Raw genomic sequence first — 26145 nt, 5'->3', positions numbered from 1 at the left:
TCCTTAATCTTTTTTTGAATTTGTTTGGATTAAGCCATTTAGATTAGCTTCAAATGCTTTAGTAGCATCATAACCCATTGTTTTTGCACGGAAGTTCATTGCTGCGACTTCAATGATAATGGCCAAATTACGTCCTGTTTTAACAGGTACAGAAATTTTTGGCACATTCACATTGAATATTTTAACAAATTCATCATTATTACCTAATCGATCAAATTGTTTATCAGGAGTCCAGTTTTCTAGATGAATAATTAGTGAAATATCAGTGTCATTACGGACAGCTCCTGCACCAAACAAGTTCATGATATCGATAATACCGATACCTCGAATTTCAAGTAAATGTTTTAAAATTGCAGGTGCCTCACCAACAAGTGTCTCCTCATCTTGTTGGAAAACATCAACACGATCATCTGCAATTAACCGATGTCCACGTCTAATTAATTCAAGCGCTGTTTCTGATTTACCAACACCAGAATCACCTGTAATCATGACCCCAAGACCATAAATATCAACTAAAACACCATGTATTGACTGGCGTTCAGCTAATTTAGCTTCCAAAAAGTTAACCATATTAGAAGATAGACGTGACGTTGTTAGTTTTGAAATTAGAACTGGAATATGTCTTTCTTTGACGATAGCTAATAATTCTAGCGGCACATCCAAATCATTTGAAACAACAAAACATGGTGTTTGTTCTGTTGCTAATTGATTCATCACATTCTGCCTATCTTCAGGAGTCAGTCCATTTGCATAAGCATGTTCTGTCATCCCAAATAATTGAATACGTTCTTTCGGATAAAAATTAAAATACCCGGTTAATTCTAGACCAGGACGTGAAATATCACTTGTTGTAATTTTTTTATCATCCAAGTATTCTTTCCCAATTAAAACAGTTAATCCCATTGCATCTACTAAATTTCTAACTGAAACTTCATTGGCCATCTTAATGCCCCCTATTGTCTATTTCTAATAAAGTAATTTGTTACGATTGTATTAGCAATACTCATCACAATTGAGATGATAAATGCCGCCCAAAAGCTCGAAAATTTAAATTCATTACCCACAAAAAATGACGTCATTTGTAACATAAATGCATTTATAATCAGATAGAAAAATCCTAAACTGAAAATAGTTACCGGCAGTGATAAAATCACTAAAAACGGTTTAACTAGCATATTTAGTACGGCCAGTACAAAACTGGCGATTAATGCAACCCAGATACTTTTAACAAATAAAGTCTCTGGAAAAAAACCAGATATTGCCAAAAACAGTATGGCATTAATTAATACGCGCTGCCAAAATCCCATGAATCTTCACCTCATCATTAATATTATTTATCGTCTGTAACTTCTACATCTTTAATAATTTTACGGCCACTCTTACTTGATGAGCTAGTCCGTTGTCCAGTACTAGATGTAAACTGCTCAAAAGAACTAGTAAATGAACGTTTTTTCCCTGGTAAGCTAATTGCTAACAAGATATAGACAAGTATAAATACGCCTTTTGTTGCGAAGATTAGCATTAAAAATAAAAATCTAACGAGTGTTGGATTCCAATTTATATATTCGGCAAGTCCAGCTGCGACACCCGCGATAATTTTATTAGTTGATTTTGTGAATTTTTTATTTGTTTTCATTTTGTAGTTCCTCCATTCAGAATAATCTATCATTATTGTACTTCTTATCGTACTCATTTTACAATTTTAACGAGCGTTATTTACTTAAATTTTAACGTTTAAATTAAAAATAACTAACAATCGCGAAATTGTTAGTTATTAAATGAGTAGTGCCTTATTCATTTTCTTTTTCTAACTCTGATTTACCAGGATTCAATTCAGTGATTCGGCCATTTTTTAAATAAACAACCCATTCACACACATTTGTAACATAATCGCCAATTCGTTCTAGATAAGTGGCAACCATCAAATAGTCAGCACTTCCCACAACTGTTTCGGGATTCGTTTTCATTTCATGGATACACTGGTCATATATTGTCGTGAAATATTCATCAACTTCAAGATCTAAATTAGCAACTTTACGAGCTTTTTCGGCATCTTTTCTAATATAAGCTGTGAGGACTTCTTCAACCATCTTACGTGCGTGGTCGCCCATAATTCCGATCTCATCTTCAATCTCCGTTACCCTAGGATTGCCTTTAACACGAATCGTTGATCTCGCAATACTTACAGCGTGATCTCCCATTCGTTCTAAATCAGAAATAGCTTTTAAAACAGTCACAATATCTCTTAAATCACTTGTAACAGGTTGATACAATGCAATCATTTCTAACGTTTGTTTTTCTAACTTCATTTCGCGTTCATTAATTTTGTAATCGCCAACGATAACTTCATGGGCCAACTCTTTATCATGATTAATGAAAGCACGGACAGATTTATGAATGGCTTCACTAACCATCATACCCATTTCGCTAAATCTAATGTGTAGCTTTTCTTGTTCTTCATCAAAAAGTAATCGCATTATTTTGTCTCCCTTTCTTAACCGAATCGACCACTAATGTAGTCATCCGTTTCTTTTTGTACAGGCTGCGTAAATAATTTTTTAGTTGGTGCAACTTCAATTAAATTACCTTCTAAAAAGAAGGCAGTTCGATCTGAAATTCGAGAAGCTTGTTGTAAATTGTGAGTCACTATTATAATAGTATATTTTTCACGCAATTCTAGCAACATATTTTCAATTTTACTACTTGAACCAGGATCCAGAGCACTTGTTGGTTCATCCAGTAAAATGACCTCAGGTTCAACCGCTAAGACTCGAGCGATACAGACACGTTGTTGCTGTCCGCCAGATAACGCAAGCGCATTTTTACCCAAATCATCCTTTACATCATCCCAGACAGCAGCCTGTTTCAAGCTTTTTTCAACAGCTTCATCAAGGATTGCTTTATCTTTAACGCCAGCTAATCGCAAACCATATACAACATTTTCGTAAATTGAAAATGGAAATGGATTAGGTTGTTGGAAAACCATCCCAACATTTTTGCGTAATCTTACGGTATCCATTTTAGGACCGTAAATATCTTCATTTTTTAATTTAACTGTACCTGTAATGGTTACACCTGGAATTAAATCATTCATGCGATTTAACGTTCTTAAATATGTTGATTTACCACAACCAGATGGACCGATTAAAGCGGTAATCCCTTTTTCATTGAAATCAAGATTAATTCCTTTGAGGGCTTCTTTCTTACCATAATACAAATGAACATCATTTGTTTCAATTATTTTAGTCATTTGGCCTTTCCCCCTTAACCGAAGTTTCCTGAAACATAATCATCCGTTAGTTTAATTGTTGGTCGCGTAAAAATAGTTGTTGTTTTATCATATTCTACCGCATTTCCTGAATGGAAAAATGCTGTGTAATCTGAAATACGTGAAGCCTGTTGCATATTGTGTGTCACAATGACAATCGTGTACTTTTCTTTCAGTTCTAAAAGTGATTCTTCAACAATTCGACTTGAAATTGGATCTAACGCACTAGCTGGTTCATCTAACAATAAGATGTCAGGTTCCATAGCAATCGCTCTAGCGATACATAAACGTTGTTGTTGTCCACCAGACAATGATAACGCACTCACATTCAAATCATCTTTAACTTGATCCCAAAGTGCAGCTTGTTTAAGTGATTTTTCAACGCGTTCTTCAAGTAACTGCTTATCTTTCATCCCATGACGTTTCAAAGCAAACGTTATATTTTCATAAATTGATTTTGAAAATGGATTAGGTCGTTGAAATACCATTCCAATATGTTTTCTCATTTCATAAATATCAACATTATCTTTATTTATATCTAAATCACGGTAAATAATTTGTCCTGTTACATCAGCAATCCCATCATTCATACGATTCAACGATCTAAGATAAGTTGATTTACCAGAACCAGATGCCCCAATTAAAGCTGTAATTTTAAACCGTTCAAATTGTAAACTAACATCTCGAATTGCTTCATTAGAACCATAATGAACATGTAAATCTTTGGTTTCTAAAGCTATCTCATGTTTATCTTCATTGAAGGTCATAATTCTAGATTTTTCAGTTTTATTTTCTACCATATTCTTTGACCCCCTAATGATCTATTTACTTGATGTAATTTTACGATAAAGTGCTTTACCACCGAATCGAGCTAAGAAATTAAATAAAAGCACTGCGATAATTAAGACGGCTGATGCGCCTGCAGAAACAGCTGATGCATCAGGCATAATACCTTCTGAATTAATTTTCCAGATATGAACAGCTAATGTTTCAGCTGGACGCATTGGATTTAACGGACTCGCAATATTAGCTGGATTCCAGTTTGTAAAATCTAGTGCTGGCGCACTTTGACCAGCAGTATAAATTAACGCAGCTGCTTCACCAAAGATACGGCCGGCACTCAATATAACACCCGTTAAAATACCAGGTACTGCATCTGGAACAATAACTCTCGTAACGGTTTCCCAACGCGATAATCCTAACGAAAAGCCAGCCTCACGTTGTGAATATGGGATAGAACGTAATGACTCTTCGATTGATCTTGTTAATAAAGGTAAATTGAAGAACGTTAAGGCTAATGCACCTGATAAAATTGAAAAACCGAAATTATATTGGACAACGAAAATCAAAAACCCAAAAAGCCCAACAACAACTGAAGGTAATGAACTTAAAATTTCAACAGACGTTCTAATAACCGTCGTCACCCAATTATTTTTAGCGTATTCTGATAACCAAATACCCGCTCCCAATGAAATAGGGAAAGAAATCAATAATGTTAATAATAATAGATAGAAGGAATTAAACAATTGGATTCCTACTCCACCACCACTTGAAAATGATTTTGCGGGTGATGTTAAGAAATGCCAGCTGATATGTGGCACACCTCTAACCAATATATAGCCAAGTAAGGCCGCTAAAACAAGAACGACGAATCCGGCAATACCATATAAAATACTTGTTGCGATTTTATCTACTTTTTTAGGATTCATTATTTAAGCGCCCCTCTCTTACCAATTACTCTAACAACCATGTTAAAGAATAATGACATTAATAATAGAATTAAAGCAAGTGACCATAGCGCATTATTTTCTAATGAGCCCATGACAGTATTTCCAATTCCCATCGTCAAAATACTTGTTAAAGTTGATGATGGTGTAATTAAACTTGATGGCATCAATGATGCATTACCAATAACCATTTGAACGGCTAAGGCTTCACCAAAAGCTCGTGCCATACCAAAAACAACCGCTGTCATGATACCTGGTGTTGCTGCTCTTAGAATAACTTTATAAATTGTTTGCCAACGTGTTGCACCTAAGGCCAGTGAGGCTTCCCGGTAATAACGTGGGACAGATTTTAAAGTATCAACAGTCATTGACGTAACGGTTGGTAGAATCATAACAAATAACACAAATGTCCCAGATAAAATACCAAACCCTGTTCCACCAAAAATACTTCGAACAAATGGGACCACAACTGAAAGACCAATAAATCCATAAACAACTGAAGGAATACCAACTAATAATTCAGTTACCGGTTGTAAAATTCGGCTACCCGTATTTGGTGAAATTTCAACCATGAAAATAGCTGTTCCAATAGCGAAAGGTGTTGCAATTAATGCTGATAAAAAAGTGACAAAGAATGATCCAGAAATCATTGGTAAAGCCCCAACTTCTGGCTTACCTGCTTTATCAAGCGTTCCAGGGTTCCAACTCTTTCCTAATAAAAAATCTTTAATTGATACTTTATCAGTAAAGAACGTTGCTAATCCTTTTGAAGCAACGAAATAAAAGATAGCAAGAACAATAGCGACGATTAGTCCAATACAGAAATAAGTAATTATTTTACCGCGCATCTCTAGTTTAGATGCTTTTGATTTTTTGAGTAAACTTTCACGAATCGGATCCATAACTACATCCCCTTCTTAATTGGTGTTATTTTACCTTCAACCGAACGACTCACTTGCATCTGTGTTGTTGGAATATAACCTAATTTACTAACAACCTGTTTTTGAATTTTATTTGACATCATATAAGTTAAAAATTGTTTTGTTAATCCCGTGGGTTCACCATTCGTATACATATGTTCGTATGACCAGATTTTCCATTTATTTGAGGCAACATTACTTTCAGTTGGTTTAACTTTATCAACAGAAAGTACATCGACCGTTTTATCAACGTATGAGAAAGCCATATAACTTATTGCACCAGGTGTCGATCCGACAATTTGTCGAACCATTCCCGTTGAATCTTGTTCCTGTGCATCTTTACTTTGCTTACCTTCTAATCCCCATTTTTCAAATGTTAATCGTGTTCCCGAACCAGATGCACGATTTAAAAGGACAATTGGTAAATCATTGCCACCTAGTTGCTTCCAATTTGTTAATTTACCAGTAAAAATATCTATAAGTTGTTTTTTTGAGACGTTTTTAACGCCCACACCATTATTCACAACTGGCGTAATTCCAACAACGGCAACTTGATGGTCTACAAGTTTACTTGCCTTAATGCCTGATTTTTCTTCAGCAAAAACATCTGAGTTACCAATGCTAACGGCTTTTTCTTGAACTTGACTCAATCCTGTTCCGGATCCGCCACCTTGAACATTAACAAAGACGCCAACATTTTCAGTCCCGTATTCTTCACCAGCTGCCTCAACTAAAGGTTGTAAAGCTGTAGATCCAACAATTGTAATCGATTTTCCTGAATTTGATTGTGTCTCACATCCCGTTAAAGTTAATAACATGATGGATAAAATTCCACCAATCATTACTAAAGATCCCTTTTTCATAGTAACTTCCTCCATAAATATCGATATTTAACTTATACATTAAGTTTATATTTTTAATGTAAAGGTCCTGTGGGGGTATTGTAAAGATTGTGTAAAGGTTACAACAAAAAAAGCCATAACATGACGTTATGACTTCAATCGTTATTTTAATTCTGGAGCATCAGTTTTGAATAAACTTTCGGTAGATACCCCACCGTGTTGTTCAATTAAACTGGTTTTTTCTTTCTCTTGTGCTTTTTTCAAAGTTTCAAGAGCGTCACTTTTCTTGTAATTATAGTCAGATTTATTTACTTTAGTGAAATTACTTGGTGCGTAGAATCTTAATAGATCACCCGTAATAACTTCATCTGATAATGATAATGACGTTGTAACATGTTTTAATTCTTTGTTATAAACTTTTTGTTGTGCTGCCGTTAGTTTTTCGATTTCTTTACCAGTCTTAGTGTTATACGTGGTATTTCCAACTTTTGTAAAGGTTGGTGAAACGAAATCACCATTTCTAAAGGCAACCGTTTGGTTACGATTTTTCGATAATAAATCATTACCAAATTGAACCGTATCGGTATTCTTAACGCCTAATAGATCAAGTAAAGTTGGTAGCACATCAATTTCACCACCATAAGTATGATTAATACCGCCCTTAAGGCCATTCATATGAATCATAAATGGTACCTTTTGGAACATCGTTAAATCATAACTTGTTACTTTGTCTTTACCTAAAAGCTGTGCAATAGCTTTCGGATGATTATTAGAGATACCATAGTGATCACCATACATCACAATCATACTGTCCTTATACAAGCCACTCTTCTTCAAGTAACTAACGAATTCTCCGAATGATTGATCAAGATATTTAGATGTTTGAACATAACCATCAACCGTACTATCGTCTGTATCCGTCTTTTTGATTGACGTATTCGCACTATCTAAATCATATGGATAATGGTTAGTTAGTGTGATGAGTTTAGCATAAAAAGGTTGGGGTAATTGTTCAATATACTTAACCGATTGCTTCAAGAAAATCTTATCTTTCATCCCATAACCAACTTTATAGTTAGCTTTGACATCATAATAAGGTTCACTGAAGAAATACTGGTAACCAAATGATTTATAAGTATTATTACGATTCCAGAAACTACCCACGTCACCATGGAAAGCTGCTGTAGAGTAGCCTTTTTGATCAAGAATAGCGGGTGCTGCTTGGAATGTATTTTGTGTGCCATAAGTCGTCATCGCTGAACCAGATGGTAACCCATAAAGGGATGCTTCCAACATCATTTCAGCATCAGACGTTTTACCTTGTCCAACTTGATTAAAGAAATTATCAAATGATAATGTATTTTGATCATGATAATATTTATTAATGTTAGGCGTAACTTGTTGCCCATCCCATTTATAATCGATCATGAACTGTTGGAAACTTTCTAGATGAATCACAAAAACATTTTTACCCTTCGCTTTTCCATAATACTTTATATTTGAATTAGAACGATTTTTATCCAAATACTTTAGAACTTTATCCATATCTTTAGCAGTGGCATTTTTACGTGTCGCACTTTCTTTTTGCGTTTGATAAACATTATATCCCGCATAGAAATTCAAGCCTAAATATTTAACAATATAGTTATTATCAAAAGTTCTTGTCAATAATTGAGAACGATCCTTTTCAGCTAAACCTAAGTTCCCTAAAGCTAAAAGTACAGATGCAATAGTCAGGATAAAAGCATAACGCTTTTTAATTGGGTTATAGTCAATTTTGACTAATTTAAAGACAAGAATCAAAATTAAAATAATAATATCGATATAAACAAAGAAATCAGTTGGTCGTAAAATACCGGCAATTCCCTTGTCTAGATTATTAGCTACTGAACCTGAATTTTTGATAATTCCTAGTGAAAGAAAATCTGAAAACTCACGATAATAAACCATATTTGCAAAAAGCCATGATGTTTGAATAAAATCAACAATCAGCAAAATCCAATATGATTTTTTACCCTTAAAGTAGATTGCAATTCCAAATAATAATAACGCTGTTGGTATTGGATTAATATAAAGTAAAAATTGTTGCATGCTACCTGTTGCACCTAATGTAAATTTGGTTTCATAAGCAACAACTGTTTTGGCCCAAAATAAAACGAGCGTCAAGAGGAGGAATCCCCATCTTGAGCTCAATTTATCCTGAACATATTTTAAAGTTGACCGCATCTTAGTGCCTCCATTTTTTAAGATCAGTTTTCGAGAACACGAAAATGTCTTTCAATCTATGTTTCAGTTATTGATTAACTAAATAGTAAGTCGTAAACTTCCATTGCAATTAAATCAATATCATCGAAAGGAAATTTAGTATGGTTACTTAAATCTTCTAACGTATATGCTTTCATATCTGGATCATATTCAACGATTCCCTTTTCAACACCTTCACGTTCGAAGTGTCTTGTTTGGATTTCGCCGTTATCTTCTTTTTGCATAGCCTCTAAGCGACTAATGATTGCTACTAACTGAGAATTTTTCATAGTTGTTCCCCTTTCAATATCATAGTTAATAATACCAAATTTTCTATACATTTACACCTGATTAAGCAGATTATAATCGTTTCTTAACTTGTTTTTATGCTAAACTGTTAGTTATTAGACTTGGAGGCATAAAAATGAGCTTATTTAGAAAAGATTTGAACGATCAAGTATTTAAAATAGAGGTCTCAGATATTCGTCAATTTGATGATGAAGTGAGCCAAATTCCTGATATGATTAAATTAACAATGGGTGAACCAGATTTTAATACACCCGATCATGTTAAAGCAGCTGCCATCGAAGCCATTCATGAAAATTACTCACATTATATGGGTATGGCTGGTGATATTGAGTTACGTGAAGCTGCCAGTGAATTTTTTAATGAAAAATATGACGTTACTTATGATGCACAATCTGAAATTCTAGTTACAGTTGGTGCAACTGAAGCCATCGCAACTGCCTTACAGACTATCTTCAACCCCGGCGATGCCGTTCTTGTCCCAACGCCACTCTACCCTGGCTATATGCCACTGATTACTTTAAATCGGGTTAAACCAATTTTTATCAACACACGTGATAATAACTTTAGATTAACACCTGAGATGATTAATCAAGCTGTTAAAGATAATCCAAATGAAAATATTAAAGGTATTATCCTAATTAATCCAAGTAATCCAACTGGTATTTCTTGGACCGAAGATGAAGTTATTGCGATAACTGATGAAATTAGAAAGCAAAAATTATGGGCAATTAGTGATGAAATTTATAGTGAATTAACTTATGATCATGAACATGTCTCAATTGCAAAATATATCCGTGACCAAACTGTCCTAATTAATGGTTTATCAAAATCGCATGCCATGACTGGCTGGCGCATTGGATTCTTGCTTGCTCCCAAAGCGATGACTGATGAATTAAAAAAAGTTCATCAATACTTAGTAACCTCTGCAACAAGTGTTTCTCAACGTGCTGGAATTGCTGCCTTACGTGACGGTAAAGACGATGGTCGCATAATGAATGTTGAATATAAAAAACGCCGTGATTTCGTTATGGCTGAAATGAAAAAAATGCATTTTGAAATGGCACAACCTAGTGGCGCTTTTTATATTTTCGCAAAAATTCCTGCAGGATATAACCAAGATTCTATGGCATTCTGTAAAGAACTAGCTTTTAATAATAAACTTGCCTTAATTCCAGGAACTGCTTTTGGTGATTCTGGTCAAGGTTACGTTCGCTTAAGTTACGCTTCTAGTATGGAGAATTTAGTGCTTGGGATGGAACGTTTGAATGACTACATGACACAAAATAAATAAAAATACGGCGTTATTTCTTTATACTTACTTTTTGTAAGCATATATTTAGGCTAATTATATTTCCTCTGATATTATATTCAAATAAATAAAGGAGGAATTCAAATGGTACAAGCAATTACAGATGAAAATTTCAAAACAGTTACAGATTCAGGTATAACATTGACGGATTTTTGGGCAACATGGTGTGGCCCTTGCAAAATGCAATCACCAGCAATTGAGGAATTAGAACAAGAAATAGGTGACAAGGTTAAATTTGCTAAAATGGATGTTGACCAAAATCCTAAAACAGCTGACGATTTTGGTATCATGGGAATTCCCACATTAATGATTAAAAAAGATGGCGAAGTTGTTGATACACTCGTCGGTTATCATTCAAAAGAGCAAGTTAAAGACGCTTTATCACAATATATTTAACGATTTTGAAAAGCTAACTAATAAAAGCATTGTCATTTGACAGTGCTTTTTTGTCGTTATTTTGAATAGTAATAAACTGATTAGCGATTTTAGTATTGCTTAAAGAAACACGTTCTTCTCCTTATAAAACACAAAAAAAACCATTGCCAATAATAGAAAATCTATCATCAGCAATGGTTACTATCATATTTCATTTATTTAATCTTCAATTCCAACTTCTTCTACCTTATCTGGTTTAACAACTAAAGCAAACATTCCCGCAAATAGTCCAACATAGTAAGTTAAAATACGCCATAACAACATGGCTAAAATCAATTTACTGTGACTGGTCATGAAACTAGAAAAGACAATCGCGAAGCTATATTCTGCACCACCAGTTCCCCCCGGAATTGGGAAAAGTGAAATTACCATGACAATAAGCACATGAAGTGCTGTAATCATAATCACATTCACTGATGTGTATCCCAATGACAACATAATAAAGTATGGAATTAAATAGTAAAACGCGAGTTGGAAGAATGTTAATACAAAAACGTGAAAAATCATTTTCTTTTCATTCTTCATACGTAAACTCTCTTTATGGAAGTTTTCAATTTTTGAATAAATACTTGTATTCCAGCGATCAAAACGATCCCCTTTAACGAATAACTTAACAACTAGCATACAAACATACACTAATTTTTTAGTGAATCCATACCAATACATGATCATTAACAAAGCAGTAATCACAGCTAAATGAATCACAAATCCAAAAATCACGAATACCATTAGATAATTAACTTTATCTTGAATGTATTGAAACCCAATTAGTAAACAAACAATAAAATTAATAACAATCATTGCCTGGTAAACGACAAATTTCATTAATAAAATGGAACTTGCACGACCAGCGTCCACACCTGACTGAGCCATCGCAAACAATTGTGCAGGTTGTCCACCTGTTGAAAAAGGTGTGATTCCATTAAATAATTGTTCAATCAGTGGAATACGAATTGCATTCTTAAATGTAAATTTTTTATGTTGCCCTATCATGAACCGTTGAACAACAAATGCTTCAATGACAAAGTACATACAGATACAAAATACTGCTACTAATAACCACCATATATTAATATTAACTAAAGCTTTAACGAGCGACTGAATTGATACATTTTTTAAAGAATAAGCGAATATCCCCATCCCAATTATAACCATTAACGTCAATAAACCTATGTTTTTTCGAGTCATCTTTTAGCCCTCTTTGCTCTGGTCCAAGTAAAATTGATGCCAAATTTCAGCCAATCTATCCTCAGAATAGTATGCTGATGCCTGATCTGCTTTGTCATGCAAAACTGATAACGCATTGGGATCTTCTTTTAATTTTCTCAATTTAATTTGCATACCATTAACATCTGTCGCGGCATCATAATAGCCCTCAATAACCGCTTTATAAAGATCTAAATCGCGCAATAATACAGGTGTCCCACAACTAAATGCTTCTAATACTGACATTGGAAACAATTCATTGAAAGATGGCAGTAAGAAAAGGTTAGCAATATTGTAATAATTTACTAGAGCTTCTCGATCAATAATCCCAGTAAACGTTAAATTACTAGGCGGATTATCAACTACTTTTTTTAATTCAGCATAACCGTCAGTTAACTTACCAAATGAAAAGCCACCGGCCCAAATAAATTGGATATCAGGATTTTGCTTAGCTAACTTAATAAAATCGGGCACACCTTTTCTTTCTTGAACTTGACCATCACCAAAAACAACAAATTTATCGGCTGGAATACCTAACGCATCTCTAAAAGCTTGTTTTTCTTCCACGGTTTTTTCATAAAAAACTTTTTTTGAAACAAAATTAGGAATATACGTGACGCGTTCTTTTGGAATCTTAAACGCTTCAAGTTTTGGAATAAAACTTGGATTAACCACGACAATATGATCCATTCGTTTATAAAAAGCAATTACATACCAATAAAAAATGGCTTTAAAAGGTTGTGGAATTTTAACACTTCCCTCAAGTGTTTCTGGTAAAAAATGGACATAGCCAATTTTTTTACCTCTACCTGGCATAAAAGTCGAAAGGTAATAAGGAAAATTGATGGTATGGTAATGACTAATATCTGAGCGACTATATTTATTCACACTAATTTTGAATTCAGTTGGAAAGCGTTCTTTGAGCAACTTCATCATTTCGGTATATGCGCTACCGACCCCTTGTCCTTTAACCGAATTGGCCGCAGAAAACATGTTAATTAATAGCATGGTTGAAACTCCTTTGAAAATAAATTCGTTTATAGATGACTGATTTCGTCATCCTCTTCTTCTATTTCAACATAATGAATTTGAGCATCTTGGTAAAATTCAGCAACTTTTGATCCAAATGTTGCCGCTGAAATTTCTTTTAACTTTTCTAATCTTGGCTCTGGATCAACTTCTTCATGACATCTATTTAAGTAATCAATAATATCAGTCACCATTTCAGTTTCAGATGAAAAAGTTTTACCAACTTCTGGTTTTTCCATTAACTCGTCAGTATATTTACCCGTTTTAGCAATAACCGGTGTTCCAGCAGCTAAAGCTTCGATAAACGTCAATCCTTGAGATTCTGTTACTGATGCAGACACAAATAAATCTGCTAACTGATAAAAATGGAATACCTCATCATTATCAACTTCACCAATAAATCTGACGTTGTCCTTTAAATTTAAACTTTCTGTTTGCTCTTCAAGGGTTTCACGTGCCGGACCATCCCCTACAATCAAGAGTAAAACATTCGGTACTTTTTTAATTATCGCTGGCATACCATCAATAATTTCTTGTGTATTCTTTTCAAATGCCAATCGACTTAACGCAAGCATGACTGGTTGATCTTCAGAAATGTCTAATTTAGAACGATAATCTTCTGTTTCAATTTGTTCAAATTGAGAAATGTCTACCCCTGTAGGGATAACTCGTATTTCTGATTTCACACCATACTTCTGTAGCAACGTCTGAACGCGTGTACTTGGTGCGATAATCCCGCTCATATGGAATGCAAATGTTTTTGTCATTTGCTTAACATGGTATGGTTTCAATAACTTACCATTGGCAATGTAATGTAAATAATCTTCATACATTGTATGATAGGTATGTAAACAAGGAACTTTTAAATTTCTTGCAACAAATTTACCAATCCAGCCCATAGAAAATTCAGTCTGTGTATGAATAACGTCTAAATTTAGTTCTTTTGCCACTTGGTAAGCTTGAAATAAGCCTCTAACAGCAATTCTTCTATCTGTAAAAGAAACAAATGGAATACTAGAGAATCTAAAAATATTACGTTCATATACTGTCTTATCAACATGTGGGTCAGTCGTCGTAAAGATATAGACGGTATGTCCCTCTTTTTCGAGCTCGTTTCTTAGTGTTTTTATTGAAGTCGCCACACCGCTCACTTGTGGAAAATATGTATCTGTAAAAATTCCAATATTCACGATAAGGTCCCCTTGTCTATTCTAATATAATAGTTTTAATTATATTGGTTTCTCACCCGTTATGCAATAAAAGTAGACTATTCTCATCTATTCCCAATTAAACACAAAAAAACTGATAATCGAAATTACCAGTTTTTTTGTGTTTAATTTATTTCATGTAAGATTCAACTAATGCAATAACTTCTTCATTAGTTTCACAGTCAGAAACAGCTTTATCAGCTAATTCCTTCATTTTTGTTGTATCTAATTTTTTCATTAAACTACGTGTTTTAAGAATTGACGAAGCACTCATTGAGAATTCATCAAGTCCCATTCCAGCTAAAATAGGTACGGCAATTTGATCGCCGGCCATTTCGCCACACATACCTGCCCACTTACCTTCTTTATGAGCCGAATCAATTACCATTTTAATCAAACGTAAAATTGATGGGTTATAAGGTTGGTAAAGGTATGACACTTGTTCATTACCTCGATCAGCAGCCATTGAATATTGAATTAAATCATTTGTACCAATACTAAAGAAATCAGCATACTTAGCCAAATGATCACCGTTCATAACAGCAGCAGGAATTTCCATCATCATACCGACTTCAAGTTTATCTGCTACTGGTACACCAGCGTCAATTAACTTAGTACGTTCTTCAGTATAGATAGCTTTTGCTGATTTAAATTCATCAACAGTTGCAATCATAGGGAACATAATTGCTAATTGTCCATAATGAGAAGCTCTAAGTAGAGCACGAAGTTGTGTTCTGAAAATATCTTGACGATCCAAACTAATACGGATTGCGCGATATCCTAAGAACGGATTCATTTCCTCTGGTAATGGCAAGTAAGGTAATTCCTTATCGCCTCCAATATCCATTGTTCTTACAACTACTTGTTTACCATTCATACCTTCAACTGCAGCTTTATAAGCTTTAAATTGATCATCTTCTGAAGGTAATTCACTAGCATCCATGTATAAGAATTCTGAACGGAATAAACCAACTGCTTCAGCACCATTATCTACTGCACCCTCAACATCCTTAGGTGTACCGATATTAGCAGCTAAATCAAAATGTACGCCATCAGCAGTAACTGTTTTAGCGTCTTTTAGTTCTTCCCATTCAGCTTTTTGATCAGAAAAAGCTTTTGCTTTTGCTTCATATGTTGAAATTTCTTCAGCAGTAGGATTGATAATTCCGTCACCATTGATACCATCAACAATAACCATATCACCTTCTGAGATTGCAGTCGTTGGATCACCAGCGCCTACAACAGCAGGAATTTCAAGCGTACGAGACATAATAGCAGAATGAGAAGTACGTCCACCAACATCAGTAATAAATCCTTTAACAAATTTACGATTTAATTGGGCTGTATCCGATGGTGTTAAATCATGTGCAACGACCACAACTTCTTGATCGATAAGAGCAGGATTAGGAATTGTAACTCCTAATAAATGACTCATTACACGTTTCGTAACATCACGAATATCGCCTGCACGTTCTTGCATATAAGCATTATCAGTCATATCTTCAAACATTGAAATGAACATATCTGTGACATCCTTCAATGCTGCTTCAGCGTTGACCTTATCATTTTTGATTTTATCGCCAATGTTGCCCATAAGTTCAGGATCTGAAAGGATTGTCAAATGAGCTTCAAAAACCTCGGCTTCTTCTGCGCCGAGGTTTTCTGCAGCTTTTTGTTTGATTAGTTTCAAATCTTCACTTGATGCTGCAACAGCAGCATCAAGGCGTTTGATTTCTGACTCTGGATCTTCAATGCTTACTTGCGAGAATGACAAATCGGGTTGAACTAACATATATGCTTTAGCAATGGCAATACCATCACTAGCAGCAATCCCTTTTAGCATTTTCGACATTATTCAGCAAGTCCTTCTTTCGTCATTGTTTCTGTAATAGCTGCGATTGCATCTGTTTCGTCAGCGCCATCAGCAGTGATTGTTACATCAGCATTTTGACCAACGCCTAATGACATAACGCCCATGATTGATTTCAAGTTTACTGATTTTTCTCCGTAAACCAAAGCAACGTCAGCAGTAAATTTGCTTGCTGCTTGTACCAATAATGTAGCTGGACGCGCGTGGATACCTGTTTCTGCGATTACGTGAAAGTCTTTCTTTTCCATAATTAATTATCTCCTTGATGTTCTATATTTTTTTATTTTAGAAAAATGCATAACCCACTAACAAAAGCAAAGAACACGTTTTCATTAATAAATTAAACACATTAGTCTTTAGAGACAAATAATACCATTATTTAAAAAATGATACAAGTCTTTAGTTTTTCAAACTAACATATTTGTAAATAATTTGACCTTCTCTTTGCGCATTACCAACGATTGCCTTACGTAATTTTTCTTTTTGCCAAACAAGTTGAAACGCCATAAATTCATCTGGGTTGATTGTTATTGTCTCTATTTCACCAGCAATCAATGCATCAATTTTTGCTTTATAATCTTCGCTCATTTTCAAACCTCTTTTCACTAAAATCTACTATACTAAATTCATTATAGATTAGCCTCCATAAAATGTAAAAAAGGAGTTCTAATTGCTTGCAGAATTTTTCCATATTTTGTATACTATTCATCGAAGGTCAAAGATGGTCAACATGTTTTTGATCTTAGATAAACTAAACTATACGAACGAAATATGAAAGGTTGTGACACATATGATCTGTCAAAATTGTCAAATCAATCCAGCGACAATACACTTATCAACTAACTTAAATGGTCAACATCAAGAATACGATTTATGTCAAAATTGTTATCGATTACTAAAAGATGAACAAGAGCGTTTAAGTAATGGTCAAATCCGTAATAATCAACAAGATCCATTTAGCTTTGGTAACCTTGATGATTTATTTAATGCGATTGCACCAAATAGTCAAAATAATAGTTCACAAAGAAAAGAGCAGACACCTCCTACCCAAGCTGGTAGAAATGGTGGCGCTAATAAAAATAATGGTAAGGATACAATCCTTGGTCAATTCGGTCTTAATTTAACCGATGAGGCACGGGCAGGAAATATTGACCCGGTCATTGGTCGCGATCAAGAAATTAATCAAATCATTGAAATTTTGAATCGTCGGACAAAAAATAATCCTGTTCTAATCGGCGAAGCTGGTGTTGGTAAAACAGCAGTCGTTGAAGGATTAGCTCAAAAAATTGTTGATTCAGCTGTTCCTCAAAAACTTTTAAACAAACAAGTTATTCGATTAGATGTTGTTTCATTAGTTCAAGGAACGGGTATTCGTGGTCAGTTCGAAGAACGAATGCAACAATTAATGAAGGAACTTAAAAATGATAAGTCTATCATTCTATTCATTGATGAAATTCATGAAATTGTAGGCGCTGGTAATGCTGAAGGTGGTATGGATGCCGGTAACGTTCTAAAACCAGCTCTTGCTCGAGGCGAATTACAACTCGTTGGCGCAACAACTCTAAATGAATATCGTCAAATCGAAAAAGATGCTGCGCTTGCACGTCGTTTACAGCCTATCCAAGTTGATGAACCTAGTGTCGAAGAGTCAATCGTCATTTTAAAAGGTATTCAAAAGAAATACGAAGCTTACCATCATGTTCATTATAGTGATGAAGCAATTGAAGCTGCTGCTTCTCTCTCTGACCGTTACATTCAAGATCGTTTTTTACCAGATAAAGCCATCGATTTACTTGATGAATCTGGGTCAAAAATGAATTTAACCATTAAAGCTATTGATCCCAAATTAGTTGCAGAAAAAATTAAAAACGCTGAAACTCAAAAACAAGCTGCACTAACCGACGAAGATTATGAAAAAGCAGCCTACTATCGCGATCAAGTCGCAAAATTCAAAGAATTACAAGATAGTAATACTGATTCTGATGAATTACCAATTGTAACCGAAAAAGAAATGGAACAAATTATTGAAGAAAAAACAGGGATTCCTGTAGGCGAACTAAAGGAAAAAGAGCAACAACAATTGAAAAATTTAGCCACTTCCCTTCAAGCTAATGTCATTGGCCAAGATGACGCCATTGATAAAGTGGCCCGCGCCATCCGCCGTAACCGGATTGGATTCAATAAATCTGGGCGTCCTATCGGATCATTCTTGTTTGTTGGACCAACTGGAATTGGTAAAACAGAACTTGCTAAACAATTATCAAAAGAATTATTTGGAACAAAAGAATCAATGATTCGTTTCGATATGAGTGAGTACATGGAGAACCATTCAGTTTCTAAATTGATTGGTTCCCCTCCTGGCTATGTTGGTTATGAAGAAGCTGGTCAATTAACTGAACAAGTTCGTCGTAATCCATACAGTTTAATCTTGTTAGATGAAGTTGAAAAAGCACATCCTGATGTTATGCATATGTTCTTGCAGATTCTTGAAGATGGCCGTTTAACAGATTCACAAGGTCGCGTGGTAAGTTTCAAAGATACGATTATCATTATGACATCTAACGCTGGTAGTGCTGATGCTGAAGCAAATGTTGGCTTTGGTGCAACGTCAACTGGTGCAACCCATGCCATCATTGATAAACTATCAAATTACTTCCGTCCTGAATTTTTAAACCGTTTTGATGACATCGTTGAATTTAACTCATTAAGTAAAGAAAACTTAGTTTCAATCGTAAGTATCATGCTTGATGACGTTAATAAAGTTCTTAAAAATCAAAACTTAGAACTTCACGTTACAAATCGGGTTGAAGAAAAATTAGTTGATTTAGGCTACAATCCCGCAATGGGTGCTCGTCCACTAAGACGTGTTATCCAGGAACAGATTGAAGATCAAATAGCTGACTTCTACCTTGATAATCCTGATGTAACAAAATTAGCTGCAAAAATTGAAAAAGATGAAATTAAGATATCAGCCGATACAACTACTGATGTTAAAGATTCCGACTCTAACGTTGAAAAGTAAAGGCTAAACTAAAGATGCAGACTCAGATAATTTTTTCTGAGTCTGCATCTTTTTTTATTTTATTCATTCTTTTAAATAAATAAACGATATTTCAAACACTTTTCCCCAATAATTAATCTTTTTAGGTTATAATTATGATATTAGATTATGAATGGAGCTGATTAAAATCGCCTTAAGAGATTTCTTCCGGAATATGTTGTCTGTTTTTACAAAAAATGACCAACCTACTTCCACTTCCGATATACAATTTGTATTCAATTCTGAATCAACAAAAAAATATAAGGCACCAAAACAAAAGAAACATGAAGTCATTGAAGAAAAAACTTTTCTACCAACATCTGTTTCAGATGCCACAATGATTGTTTACTATAAAGACCAAAATAATAATAATCTATCTCGTCCGCAAATTATCAGTGGCACTATAGGTAGCGATTTAAGACTTCAATTTGAACCAATCAATGATTATAATCTAGTTGGCATTTCGGGATTCACAAGTACTTTTGTAACCAACTATGGTGCTATTATTTTAAGCTATGAAAAGAAACATGGCGCTGCCGTTTGGATTTATAATCAAGATATTGATGGTGGCTACTTAATCGGCTCACCCACTTTACTACGTGGCCATTTGAATGACCCTTTCACTTATGACCCTGTCAATATTCCAGGGTTCAATTTATTGCGTGCCTCAAAAACTAGTTATGGTACTTTCACAAATGAACAACAAACCATCTACTATTATTATCGCAACATCAATTGGAAAACCGTCGATCAAATTGACGCATACATCCAGATTACAAAACGCGTACGTCCTTATGACTTACCCGAGGGTAACTCCTATCCCGCCTTCTTACCTGCTGGCGTTATTTTACAAGTATTTGAAAAAATCGAAACGAATTTGGGAACTATTTGGTACAGCATAGGTGGCAATCAATGGTTAGAAAGTACTTCTAATGTAAAAATGATTATTCAACCCAAATATGCTTTATTACCCGACAATGACACCAATGAATTTACTAAAAAAATAATCAATCACTCTGCTTCAATTGATTACATTCCTAATAAATCTGTAACTATTTACACTAAACCTTATGGTAAAAAATTACGAGTTTTAGCTGACAATACACAAGTTACTTTAATCAGTCAGTTATCATCAAGTAATGATGTTTGGTTTGAATTAAAAGATGGTGGTTTTATTGATGAAACTTACATCAAAATGCCTTACTCATTAAATTAATAAGCACTCAAAAAAGAGGTATACCAATTGGTATACCTCTTTTCGTTTATAGTTTTGATGTTAATGTAACGTTTGGATATTTGTCAGCAAACCAGCGTTCTGCGAATGCATTTTCAAACAAGAACAACGGTAAGTCTTGTCGATCTTTAACAAGTAAGTTACGTGAACTTGACATCTTTTCATCCAATTGTTCTGGATCAATCCAGCGAGCTGTTTTAGAACCCATTGGTGTCATGATAACTTCTGAATTATATTCATTTAACATTCTGAATTGGAAGACTTCAAATTGAAGTTGACCAACGGCACCCAGAATATAGTCACCCGTGTTGTAACTTCTATATAATTGAACAGCACCTTCTTGAACCAACTGTTGAATACCCTTATGGAATGATTTTTGTTTCATTACATTTTTAGCATTAACGCTCATGAATAATTCAGGCGTAAATTGAGGTAATTTTTCAAAGGTAATTGGTTTCTTCATGTTACTGATTGTATCGCCAATTTGGAAATTACCAGTATCATATAATCCAATAATATCGCCAGCTACAGCTGATTCTAAAACTTCACGAGAATCTGCCATAAATTGGGTTGAATTAGATAAACGCATTTTCTTTTCAGTTCTTGCTAATTTAACATCCATCCCACGTTCAAATTCACCTGAACAAATTCGAATAAACGCAATTCGATCACGATGATTAGGATTCATATTTGCTTGAATTTTGAAAACAAACCCAGAAAAATGTTCATTTGTTGGTTGTATCGTTGTTTCTTCAATCGTTTTATGTTCTTGTGGTGCTGGTGCATAGTTCAAATAAATATCTAAGAACGTTTTTACACCAAAGTTAGTTAATGCTGATCCAAAGAAAACCGGCGTTAAATCCCCTGTTGCGATTTTTGCTTCATCAAAGGTATTACCAGCATCGCCCAATAATTCAATTTCATCTAGCACTTCTTGATAGATACTATCTTCTTTTAAAGGATGGTCGCCTTCAATCTCACCGGCGTCATTTAAATCAACGTAGTCCATGCCTTTATCTTCTTTTTGGTAAAGTTCAATACGATGGTTGTAGATATCGTATAATCCCTTTAAGCCTTTACCCATACCAATTGGCCAGTTCATTGGGTATGATTCAACGCCCAAGACCTCTTCGAGTTCAGCCATTAAATCAAGTGGCTCACGTCCATCACGATCCATCTTATTGATGAATGTGAAAATAGGAATGCCACGCATTTTACAAATTTTAAATAATTTCTTTGTTTGTGGTTCAATTCCTTTTGCAGAATCAATAACCATGACTGCAGAATCTACGGCCATTAATGTTCGGTAGGTATCTTCCGAGAAATCCTCATGCCCAGGTGTATCTAAAATATTAACCCGCTTATCGGCGTAATCAAATTGCATAACTGAACTAGTAACAGAAATACCACGTTTCTTTTCAATTTCCATCCAATCAGATTTTGCAAAAGTACCAGATTTTTTACCCTTAACTGTTCCGGCAGAACGGACAACCCCACCGAATAAAAGTAATTGTTCTGTAATGGTTGTTTTACCAGCATCGGGATGAGAAATAATCGCAAATGTTCGGCGTTTTTTTACTTGAGTCTCTAATTCTTCTGTATTCATTTTTTGTCCTCTCTAAAACATATTACTCATAGTTTATCATAAATGATAATGAACTTCGACGTAAAAAATGATAAGGTCAATGGAACTTATTAGAGTTCTATTGACCTTATCATCCCATATTTTATTCTTTACTCTTTAAAGTATCTTTTAACCGTGTTTCGGGAATCATAACTTTCAATTCCACTAATCGAGAACCGTCCATTTTTTCCGTTTCGAGAAGTATACCATTGTGAAGTGTAATCTGTAGTTGTTCATTATTACCGGGAATTCGACCTAATTCAGTTAAGACGAATCCCGCAATTGTGTCTACGTCTTTAACGTTGATATCACAATTAAATTCATCATTAAAATCGTCAAGTGTCATTCGACCTTGTACGATATATTCATGTGCATTAATTTTTCTCAATGTATCATCAGGGCTATCTGACTCATCGTCGATATCGCCAACAATCTCTTCAATTAAATCTTCAATTGTGGCAAGTCCAACAACACCGCCATATTCATCCAATAAAATAGCTAATTGAGTGTGTGTTTTCTTCATTTCGAATAACAAATCATCAACAGCCATCGTTTCTGGAATAAACATGGGCTCTTGCATAATTTGACGTAAACTAATTCTATCGAACCCTTTTGCTCTAGCAGCTTTAAGCAAATTTTTGATATGAACAACGCCAACGACGTTATCTTTATCATCACTATAAACGGGTACACGAGAATAAGGTTGATTTAAAATAGCATCAATATTACGATCATTATCGTTTTGTAAATCAATCATAAAAGCATCAGTTCTAGCGACCATAACTTCACGAGCGAATTTCGTATGTAACGAAATAACGCCTTCCATCATTTCATATTCATCTGAATCAATAGCACCACGCTCTTCACCAGTTTGAATCATATGAACAATTTCTTGTCGACTAATAACCTCAATATTATTTTTATTAAACTTAATTGGTGTTATTTTTTCTAATGCACGGATTGAAATTGATAACAACCAGTTAAATGGTTTGAAAACAATCGCAATAAGTTGAATAGGCCCAGTCGTTGCTCTGGCAATTTTGTCTGGCATCTGTAGTGCCAATTGTTTAGGATATAATTCTCCTAAAACTAATGAAAAATAAGATAAAATCAACGTAACGATAACTACTGCAACATCATGTGCCCACACAGCACTCCCAAACAATGGTTCAACATATTTAGCCAAAGATGTTGCTGCAAAAGCTGAAGACAAGAACCCGGCAAAAGTAATACTAATCTGGATAGTTGATAAAAATGATGTCGAATTATTTAATATACCAAGAATTCTTATTGCACCTTTATCTCCAGCTTTCGCCTCTGCCTCAATTTTATTACGATTTACTGAAACTACTGCTAATTCTGCAGCTGAAAAATAGGCATTCACTAATGTCAAAATGACTAATAATAACAGCTGCAACAGCAGTTCGTGACCAGGGTCTGAACTCATTTACTCATCCGCTCCAATTCATTTGTCTTTATTTTTTAACCTACGGATATTATACACCTATTAACATGCAGAAATCCGATTGCTAATTGCTAGTTGTCTCATCACTAGTTGAGCTCGTTGAACTAGTTGTATCTGATGTTGAACTAGAATATGATCTTGTTGTGTTATCGGTACTAGAAGTATCTGAACTTGTTGTACTATCTGAGCTTGTATCAGCATTAGAGTATGAACTTGCTGTACTTGTACTATCTGAAGTTGTATCGTCATTAGAGTATGAACTTGTTGTGTTGTCTGAAGTAGTATTATCAGAACTTGTATTATCTGTGCCTGTTGTATCTGAAGATGTAGTATCTATACTTTTTCCACTTCCAGCAACGACCTTAAGCGTTTGCCCAGGTCTTAATGTTGTATTTTCCATGTCATTTAATGCAATTAGTTCCTTCACTGTCATATCATGGCTTAACGCAATAGATGACAATGAATCACCATAAACAACAGTTATCGTATCCGTATCAATATTAGAACTTGACGACGAAGACGACGTTGATTTACTTTTTTTAGACACAGATTTTTTCTTTTCAGTTTTCTTCTTTTTTGATTTTGGTTTTGATTTTTCACTAGACTTACTCTTACCATATTTCGATTCAGCTAATTTTTGTTGTTCAGCGTACTCCTTTTTTTGTTGGTCAGATGACCCACGAGTAGCAACCCACTCAACGACGTCATGACCAGCCTTCGTACTAGCTAATATCGTCCCACCACCGATACACACAACTGCAACTATACCAATAATTACTTTCGTTCTTAATTTCATAACTTCCTCCGAGTTAACTCACATTTATTTAGGTACTTTTATTTTTTGTCCTACATGCAAAAGATTTGATGATAATTCATTGATGTCCATCAATTGATCACTGGTTGTATCATTGGCAGTCGCGATACTTGATAAACTATCCCCACTACCTACCTCAAACATCTTCGTACTAATTTTACTGATACTTTCTTTCTTTTCACTACTTTCCTTCTTTTCACTACTTTCTTTTGCTGCTGACTCAGAACTAGCCACCCTTTCAGATGACTCTCTAGCTAGAACGGATTCACTTTCTGCCTTAGCTTTAGCAAGCGACTCATTCTGCCGCTTTTTTTCAGCAGACCGTTTGGCTGACTTGCTTGAAGCAGCTTTAGCTGATTTAGATTTAGAAGATGCCACCACTTTTTTAGAGACATCAGCTCTACTAATTGAGCTTGAAATTGCTATTTTTTTTGATTCACTTACAGACTTCTGACGTTGGGCGATTGAACTCGATTCTTGCTTGTCATTGTTCATTTGAACATACTTGGCAGAAACTGTTCCTATCACTGCTAAAATCAAAATACCAATAACCATCAAAGCTAGTTTACCGTGCTTTTTACCATTTTTCTTTTTTAAAAAATATTTTGTATCGTCAAATGCTTGTCCGTTATAAAAGGCATCTCTACGACGCAACTCAATTGATCGAGGCATATCAGGATCAAAATGCGTTTTTTTATATTGTGTATATAAGGTCTCTACACTAAATGATTTACGTTCTGAATCACGTTGTTTATCGTACTCACTTCGTTTCTCATCAGTCAAACTATCGTACCAAGCAACAAAATCTAAATAACTCATAACGACTTTTTCAGACTCACCGATATCCATCAGTTGACCGTTTTGAATCCAGGCAATTCTGTCTGTTAAGAACTCCATTTGTTGTAAATCTTGACTAGCAAGTACAAAAGTTTTGCCCTCTGTTTGTAGGCTTTTAATTTTATCAACCGTTTTTTGATAAAAAATATCATCTAATGCTGATAGAATACCATCTAAAATAATAATATCAGGTTCAATGAAGAAGGCCATTGCTAACTCAACTCGCGCACGCATATCGGGAGAGTAATCTTCAATTTTACTTTCTTTTAATACCCCTAAGTCAGCAAAATTTAAAACATTATTCAAAGTTTGATCACTATTTTTGTAATCAATCTTAGAATCAGTAATTGCTTCTTGAATATTTTGCACAGCCGTTTTATCGCGTTTTAATTGTGTCTCATATGATACAATCGTCGTGTGACCGGCCATCGTTAGAAAACCCGTTGTTTGTTTGGCTTTACCGGCTAGAATGTCAGATAACGTTGCTTTCCCTGAGCCACCCATGCCAATAATACCAAAAAATTCACCACGATAAATATCAAACGAGATGCCCCTTAAAGCCCAATAAATATCTTTCGAATCTTTATCAATTTTTCGATTTTTTTTACTTGTTATACCTTTTGTAACATACTCTAATCGAATTTTATAATCTTCCATTTTATCACCATTAATCATTCAGTTATTTTAATTCTCAATAATAACATGTATACACTTACGCTTATACAATTCTACCATTAATCACTAAAAATTAACATCTTATCCGA

The 26145-nt window shown here is 34.6% G+C and carries 25 protein-coding genes; 4 read left to right on the top strand and 21 right to left on the bottom strand.

Features of this window, described 5'->3' with window-relative positions; all coding sequences use genetic code 11:
- Window positions 1-3: 3 nt before the first annotated feature.
- The 11 genes from hprK to AC1RPU_RS04615 form a co-directional block, all read right to left on the bottom strand.
- Complete coding sequence (gene hprK, locus AC1RPU_RS04665; RefSeq protein WP_481761490.1) at window positions 4-942, bottom strand: HPr(Ser) kinase/phosphatase; 939 nt, start codon at window positions 940-942, stop codon at window positions 4-6.
- An 11-nt stretch (window positions 943-953) separates the two neighbouring features.
- A complete protein-coding gene (locus AC1RPU_RS04660; protein ID WP_481761491.1) occupies window positions 954-1307 on the bottom strand; it encodes a phage holin family protein in 354 nt (117 codons plus the stop codon).
- Window positions 1308-1330: 23 nt separating this feature from the next.
- Window positions 1331-1636: a PspC domain-containing protein gene (locus AC1RPU_RS04655; protein ID WP_409022174.1), complete on the bottom strand. Its 306-nt coding sequence runs from the start codon at window positions 1634-1636 to the stop codon at window positions 1331-1333.
- A 154-nt stretch (window positions 1637-1790) separates the two neighbouring features.
- Window positions 1791-2477, bottom strand: a complete 687-nt coding sequence (gene phoU / locus AC1RPU_RS04650; protein ID WP_481761492.1) for a phosphate signaling complex protein PhoU — start codon at window positions 2475-2477, stop codon at window positions 1791-1793.
- Window positions 2478-2494: 17 nt separating this feature from the next.
- Entirely contained in the window at window positions 2495-3250 is a 756-nt protein-coding gene (pstB, locus tag AC1RPU_RS04645; protein ID WP_409022172.1) for a phosphate ABC transporter ATP-binding protein PstB, read from the bottom strand.
- 14 nt (window positions 3251-3264) lie between these two features.
- Window positions 3265-4068: a phosphate ABC transporter ATP-binding protein PstB gene (gene pstB, locus AC1RPU_RS04640; RefSeq protein ID WP_481761493.1), complete on the bottom strand. Its 804-nt coding sequence runs from the start codon at window positions 4066-4068 to the stop codon at window positions 3265-3267.
- A 21-nt stretch (window positions 4069-4089) separates the two neighbouring features.
- Window positions 4090-4977 (bottom strand): phosphate ABC transporter permease PstA, encoded by an 888-nt coding sequence (gene pstA, locus AC1RPU_RS04635; RefSeq protein WP_481761494.1) that lies wholly within the window; start codon window positions 4975-4977, stop codon window positions 4090-4092.
- Entirely contained in the window at window positions 4977-5897 is a 921-nt protein-coding gene (gene pstC / locus AC1RPU_RS04630) for a phosphate ABC transporter permease subunit PstC (RefSeq protein ID WP_409022169.1), read from the bottom strand. Before pstC ends, pstA begins: the two co-directional genes overlap by 1 nt.
- Window positions 5898-5899: 2 nt before the next feature.
- A complete protein-coding gene (locus tag AC1RPU_RS04625; RefSeq protein ID WP_481761495.1) occupies window positions 5900-6778 on the bottom strand; it encodes a phosphate ABC transporter substrate-binding protein PstS family protein in 879 nt (292 codons plus the stop codon).
- A gap of 141 nt (window positions 6779-6919) precedes the next feature.
- Entirely contained in the window at window positions 6920-8983 is a 2064-nt protein-coding gene (locus AC1RPU_RS04620; protein ID WP_481761496.1) for an LTA synthase family protein, read from the bottom strand.
- Between the two features lie 74 nt (window positions 8984-9057).
- On the bottom strand, window positions 9058-9291 hold the full coding sequence (locus AC1RPU_RS04615; protein WP_409022166.1) for a YkuJ family protein: 234 nt from the start codon (window positions 9289-9291) through the stop codon (window positions 9058-9060).
- A gap of 134 nt (window positions 9292-9425) precedes the next feature.
- On the opposite strand from AC1RPU_RS04615, the gene AC1RPU_RS04610 reads away from it, so the two are divergent.
- The gene (locus tag AC1RPU_RS04610) at window positions 9426-10601 is read left to right on the top strand and encodes a pyridoxal phosphate-dependent aminotransferase (protein ID WP_481761497.1); all 1176 of its coding nucleotides are present in this window, start codon (window positions 9426-9428) and stop codon (window positions 10599-10601) included.
- Between the two features lie 102 nt (window positions 10602-10703).
- A complete protein-coding gene (trxA, locus tag AC1RPU_RS04605) occupies window positions 10704-11015 on the top strand; it encodes a thioredoxin (RefSeq protein WP_481761498.1) in 312 nt (103 codons plus the stop codon).
- A gap of 198 nt (window positions 11016-11213) precedes the next feature.
- Here trxA and AC1RPU_RS04600 read toward each other — a convergent pair whose 3' ends face one another.
- The 6 genes from AC1RPU_RS04600 to AC1RPU_RS04575 form a co-directional block, all read right to left on the bottom strand.
- Entirely contained in the window at window positions 11214-12242 is a 1029-nt protein-coding gene (locus tag AC1RPU_RS04600) for a lysylphosphatidylglycerol synthase transmembrane domain-containing protein (protein ID WP_481761499.1), read from the bottom strand.
- Between the two features lie 3 nt (window positions 12243-12245).
- Complete coding sequence (locus AC1RPU_RS04595; RefSeq protein WP_481761500.1) at window positions 12246-13268, bottom strand: glycosyltransferase family 4 protein; 1023 nt, start codon at window positions 13266-13268, stop codon at window positions 12246-12248.
- A 29-nt stretch (window positions 13269-13297) separates the two neighbouring features.
- Window positions 13298-14479, bottom strand: coding sequence for a glycosyltransferase family 4 protein (locus AC1RPU_RS04590; RefSeq protein ID WP_481761501.1), 1182 nt, complete (start codon window positions 14477-14479; stop codon window positions 13298-13300).
- 148 nt (window positions 14480-14627) lie between these two features.
- Complete coding sequence (gene ptsP, locus AC1RPU_RS04585) at window positions 14628-16349, bottom strand: phosphoenolpyruvate--protein phosphotransferase (RefSeq protein WP_481761502.1); 1722 nt, start codon at window positions 16347-16349, stop codon at window positions 14628-14630.
- On the bottom strand, window positions 16349-16615 hold the full coding sequence (locus tag AC1RPU_RS04580; protein ID WP_409022159.1) for a phosphocarrier protein HPr: 267 nt from the start codon (window positions 16613-16615) through the stop codon (window positions 16349-16351). Before AC1RPU_RS04580 ends, ptsP begins: the two co-directional genes overlap by 1 nt.
- Window positions 16616-16766: 151 nt before the next feature.
- The gene (locus tag AC1RPU_RS04575; protein ID WP_057973672.1) at window positions 16767-16955 is read right to left on the bottom strand and encodes a hypothetical protein; all 189 of its coding nucleotides are present in this window, start codon (window positions 16953-16955) and stop codon (window positions 16767-16769) included.
- A gap of 202 nt (window positions 16956-17157) precedes the next feature.
- On the opposite strand from AC1RPU_RS04575, the gene AC1RPU_RS04570 reads away from it, so the two are divergent.
- Both AC1RPU_RS04570 and AC1RPU_RS04565 read left to right on the top strand, forming a co-directional pair.
- A complete protein-coding gene (locus AC1RPU_RS04570) occupies window positions 17158-19389 on the top strand; it encodes an ATP-dependent Clp protease ATP-binding subunit (RefSeq protein WP_481761503.1) in 2232 nt (743 codons plus the stop codon).
- A 151-nt stretch (window positions 19390-19540) separates the two neighbouring features.
- Window positions 19541-20623, top strand: coding sequence for a MucBP domain-containing protein (locus tag AC1RPU_RS04565; RefSeq protein WP_481761504.1), 1083 nt, complete (start codon window positions 19541-19543; stop codon window positions 20621-20623).
- 46 nt (window positions 20624-20669) lie between these two features.
- Here AC1RPU_RS04565 and AC1RPU_RS04560 read toward each other — a convergent pair whose 3' ends face one another.
- From AC1RPU_RS04560 to AC1RPU_RS04545, 4 genes are all read right to left on the bottom strand, one after another.
- Entirely contained in the window at window positions 20670-22247 is a 1578-nt protein-coding gene (locus AC1RPU_RS04560; protein WP_481761505.1) for a peptide chain release factor 3, read from the bottom strand.
- Window positions 22248-22368: 121 nt separating this feature from the next.
- Window positions 22369-23712 (bottom strand): hemolysin family protein, encoded by a 1344-nt coding sequence (locus tag AC1RPU_RS04555; protein ID WP_481761506.1) that lies wholly within the window; start codon window positions 23710-23712, stop codon window positions 22369-22371.
- 82 nt (window positions 23713-23794) lie between these two features.
- Entirely contained in the window at window positions 23795-24526 is a 732-nt protein-coding gene (locus AC1RPU_RS04550; protein ID WP_481761507.1) for a LysM peptidoglycan-binding domain-containing protein, read from the bottom strand.
- A 24-nt stretch (window positions 24527-24550) separates the two neighbouring features.
- The gene (locus AC1RPU_RS04545) at window positions 24551-26056 is read right to left on the bottom strand and encodes an ATP-binding cassette domain-containing protein (protein ID WP_481761508.1); all 1506 of its coding nucleotides are present in this window, start codon (window positions 26054-26056) and stop codon (window positions 24551-24553) included.
- Window positions 26057-26145: the final 89 nt, after the last annotated feature.

The organism is Dellaglioa sp. CoH-55-MRSF-7 (genome assembly GCF_056782235.1).
The sequence above is the reverse complement of the archived record's forward strand: the minus strand, read 5'-3'. Positions and strand labels throughout refer to the sequence as shown.

What these genes read in the sequence shown, in the direction of transcription:
- hprK (WP_481761490.1), bottom strand. Translation starts at nt 942, where the DNA reads ATGGCCAATGAAGTTTCAGTTAGAAATTTAGTAGATGCAATGGGATTA.
- AC1RPU_RS04660 (WP_481761491.1), bottom strand. Translation starts at nt 1,307, where the DNA reads ATGGGATTTTGGCAGCGCGTATTAATTAATGCCATACTGTTTTTGGCA.
- AC1RPU_RS04655 (WP_409022174.1), bottom strand. Translation starts at nt 1,636, where the DNA reads ATGAAAACAAATAAAAAATTCACAAAATCAACTAATAAAATTATCGCG.
- phoU (WP_481761492.1), bottom strand. Translation starts at nt 2,477, where the DNA reads ATGCGATTACTTTTTGATGAAGAACAAGAAAAGCTACACATTAGATTT.
- pstB (WP_409022172.1), bottom strand. Translation starts at nt 3,250, where the DNA reads ATGACTAAAATAATTGAAACAAATGATGTTCATTTGTATTATGGTAAG.
- pstB (WP_481761493.1), bottom strand. Translation starts at nt 4,068, where the DNA reads ATGGTAGAAAATAAAACTGAAAAATCTAGAATTATGACCTTCAATGAA.
- pstA (WP_481761494.1), bottom strand. Translation starts at nt 4,977, where the DNA reads ATGAATCCTAAAAAAGTAGATAAAATCGCAACAAGTATTTTATATGGT.
- pstC (WP_409022169.1), bottom strand. Translation starts at nt 5,897, where the DNA reads ATGGATCCGATTCGTGAAAGTTTACTCAAAAAATCAAAAGCATCTAAA.
- AC1RPU_RS04625 (WP_481761495.1), bottom strand. Translation starts at nt 6,778, where the DNA reads ATGAAAAAGGGATCTTTAGTAATGATTGGTGGAATTTTATCCATCATG.
- AC1RPU_RS04620 (WP_481761496.1), bottom strand. Translation starts at nt 8,983, where the DNA reads ATGCGGTCAACTTTAAAATATGTTCAGGATAAATTGAGCTCAAGATGG.
- AC1RPU_RS04615 (WP_409022166.1), bottom strand. Translation starts at nt 9,291, where the DNA reads ATGAAAAATTCTCAGTTAGTAGCAATCATTAGTCGCTTAGAGGCTATG.
- AC1RPU_RS04610 (WP_481761497.1), top strand. Translation starts at nt 9,426, where the DNA reads ATGAGCTTATTTAGAAAAGATTTGAACGATCAAGTATTTAAAATAGAG.
- trxA (WP_481761498.1), top strand. Translation starts at nt 10,704, where the DNA reads ATGGTACAAGCAATTACAGATGAAAATTTCAAAACAGTTACAGATTCA.
- AC1RPU_RS04600 (WP_481761499.1), bottom strand. Translation starts at nt 12,242, where the DNA reads ATGACTCGAAAAAACATAGGTTTATTGACGTTAATGGTTATAATTGGG.
- AC1RPU_RS04595 (WP_481761500.1), bottom strand. Translation starts at nt 13,268, where the DNA reads ATGCTATTAATTAACATGTTTTCTGCGGCCAATTCGGTTAAAGGACAA.
- ptsP (WP_481761502.1), bottom strand. Translation starts at nt 16,349, where the DNA reads ATGTCGAAAATGCTAAAAGGGATTGCTGCTAGTGATGGTATTGCCATT.
- AC1RPU_RS04580 (WP_409022159.1), bottom strand. Translation starts at nt 16,615, where the DNA reads ATGGAAAAGAAAGACTTTCACGTAATCGCAGAAACAGGTATCCACGCG.
- AC1RPU_RS04575 (WP_057973672.1), bottom strand. Translation starts at nt 16,955, where the DNA reads ATGAGCGAAGATTATAAAGCAAAAATTGATGCATTGATTGCTGGTGAA.
- AC1RPU_RS04570 (WP_481761503.1), top strand. Translation starts at nt 17,158, where the DNA reads ATGATCTGTCAAAATTGTCAAATCAATCCAGCGACAATACACTTATCA.
- AC1RPU_RS04565 (WP_481761504.1), top strand. Translation starts at nt 19,541, where the DNA reads ATGGAGCTGATTAAAATCGCCTTAAGAGATTTCTTCCGGAATATGTTG.
- AC1RPU_RS04560 (WP_481761505.1), bottom strand. Translation starts at nt 22,247, where the DNA reads ATGAATACAGAAGAATTAGAGACTCAAGTAAAAAAACGCCGAACATTT.
- AC1RPU_RS04555 (WP_481761506.1), bottom strand. Translation starts at nt 23,712, where the DNA reads ATGAGTTCAGACCCTGGTCACGAACTGCTGTTGCAGCTGTTATTATTA.
- AC1RPU_RS04550 (WP_481761507.1), bottom strand. Translation starts at nt 24,526, where the DNA reads ATGAAATTAAGAACGAAAGTAATTATTGGTATAGTTGCAGTTGTGTGT.
- AC1RPU_RS04545 (WP_481761508.1), bottom strand. Translation starts at nt 26,056, where the DNA reads ATGATTAATGGTGATAAAATGGAAGATTATAAAATTCGATTAGAGTAT.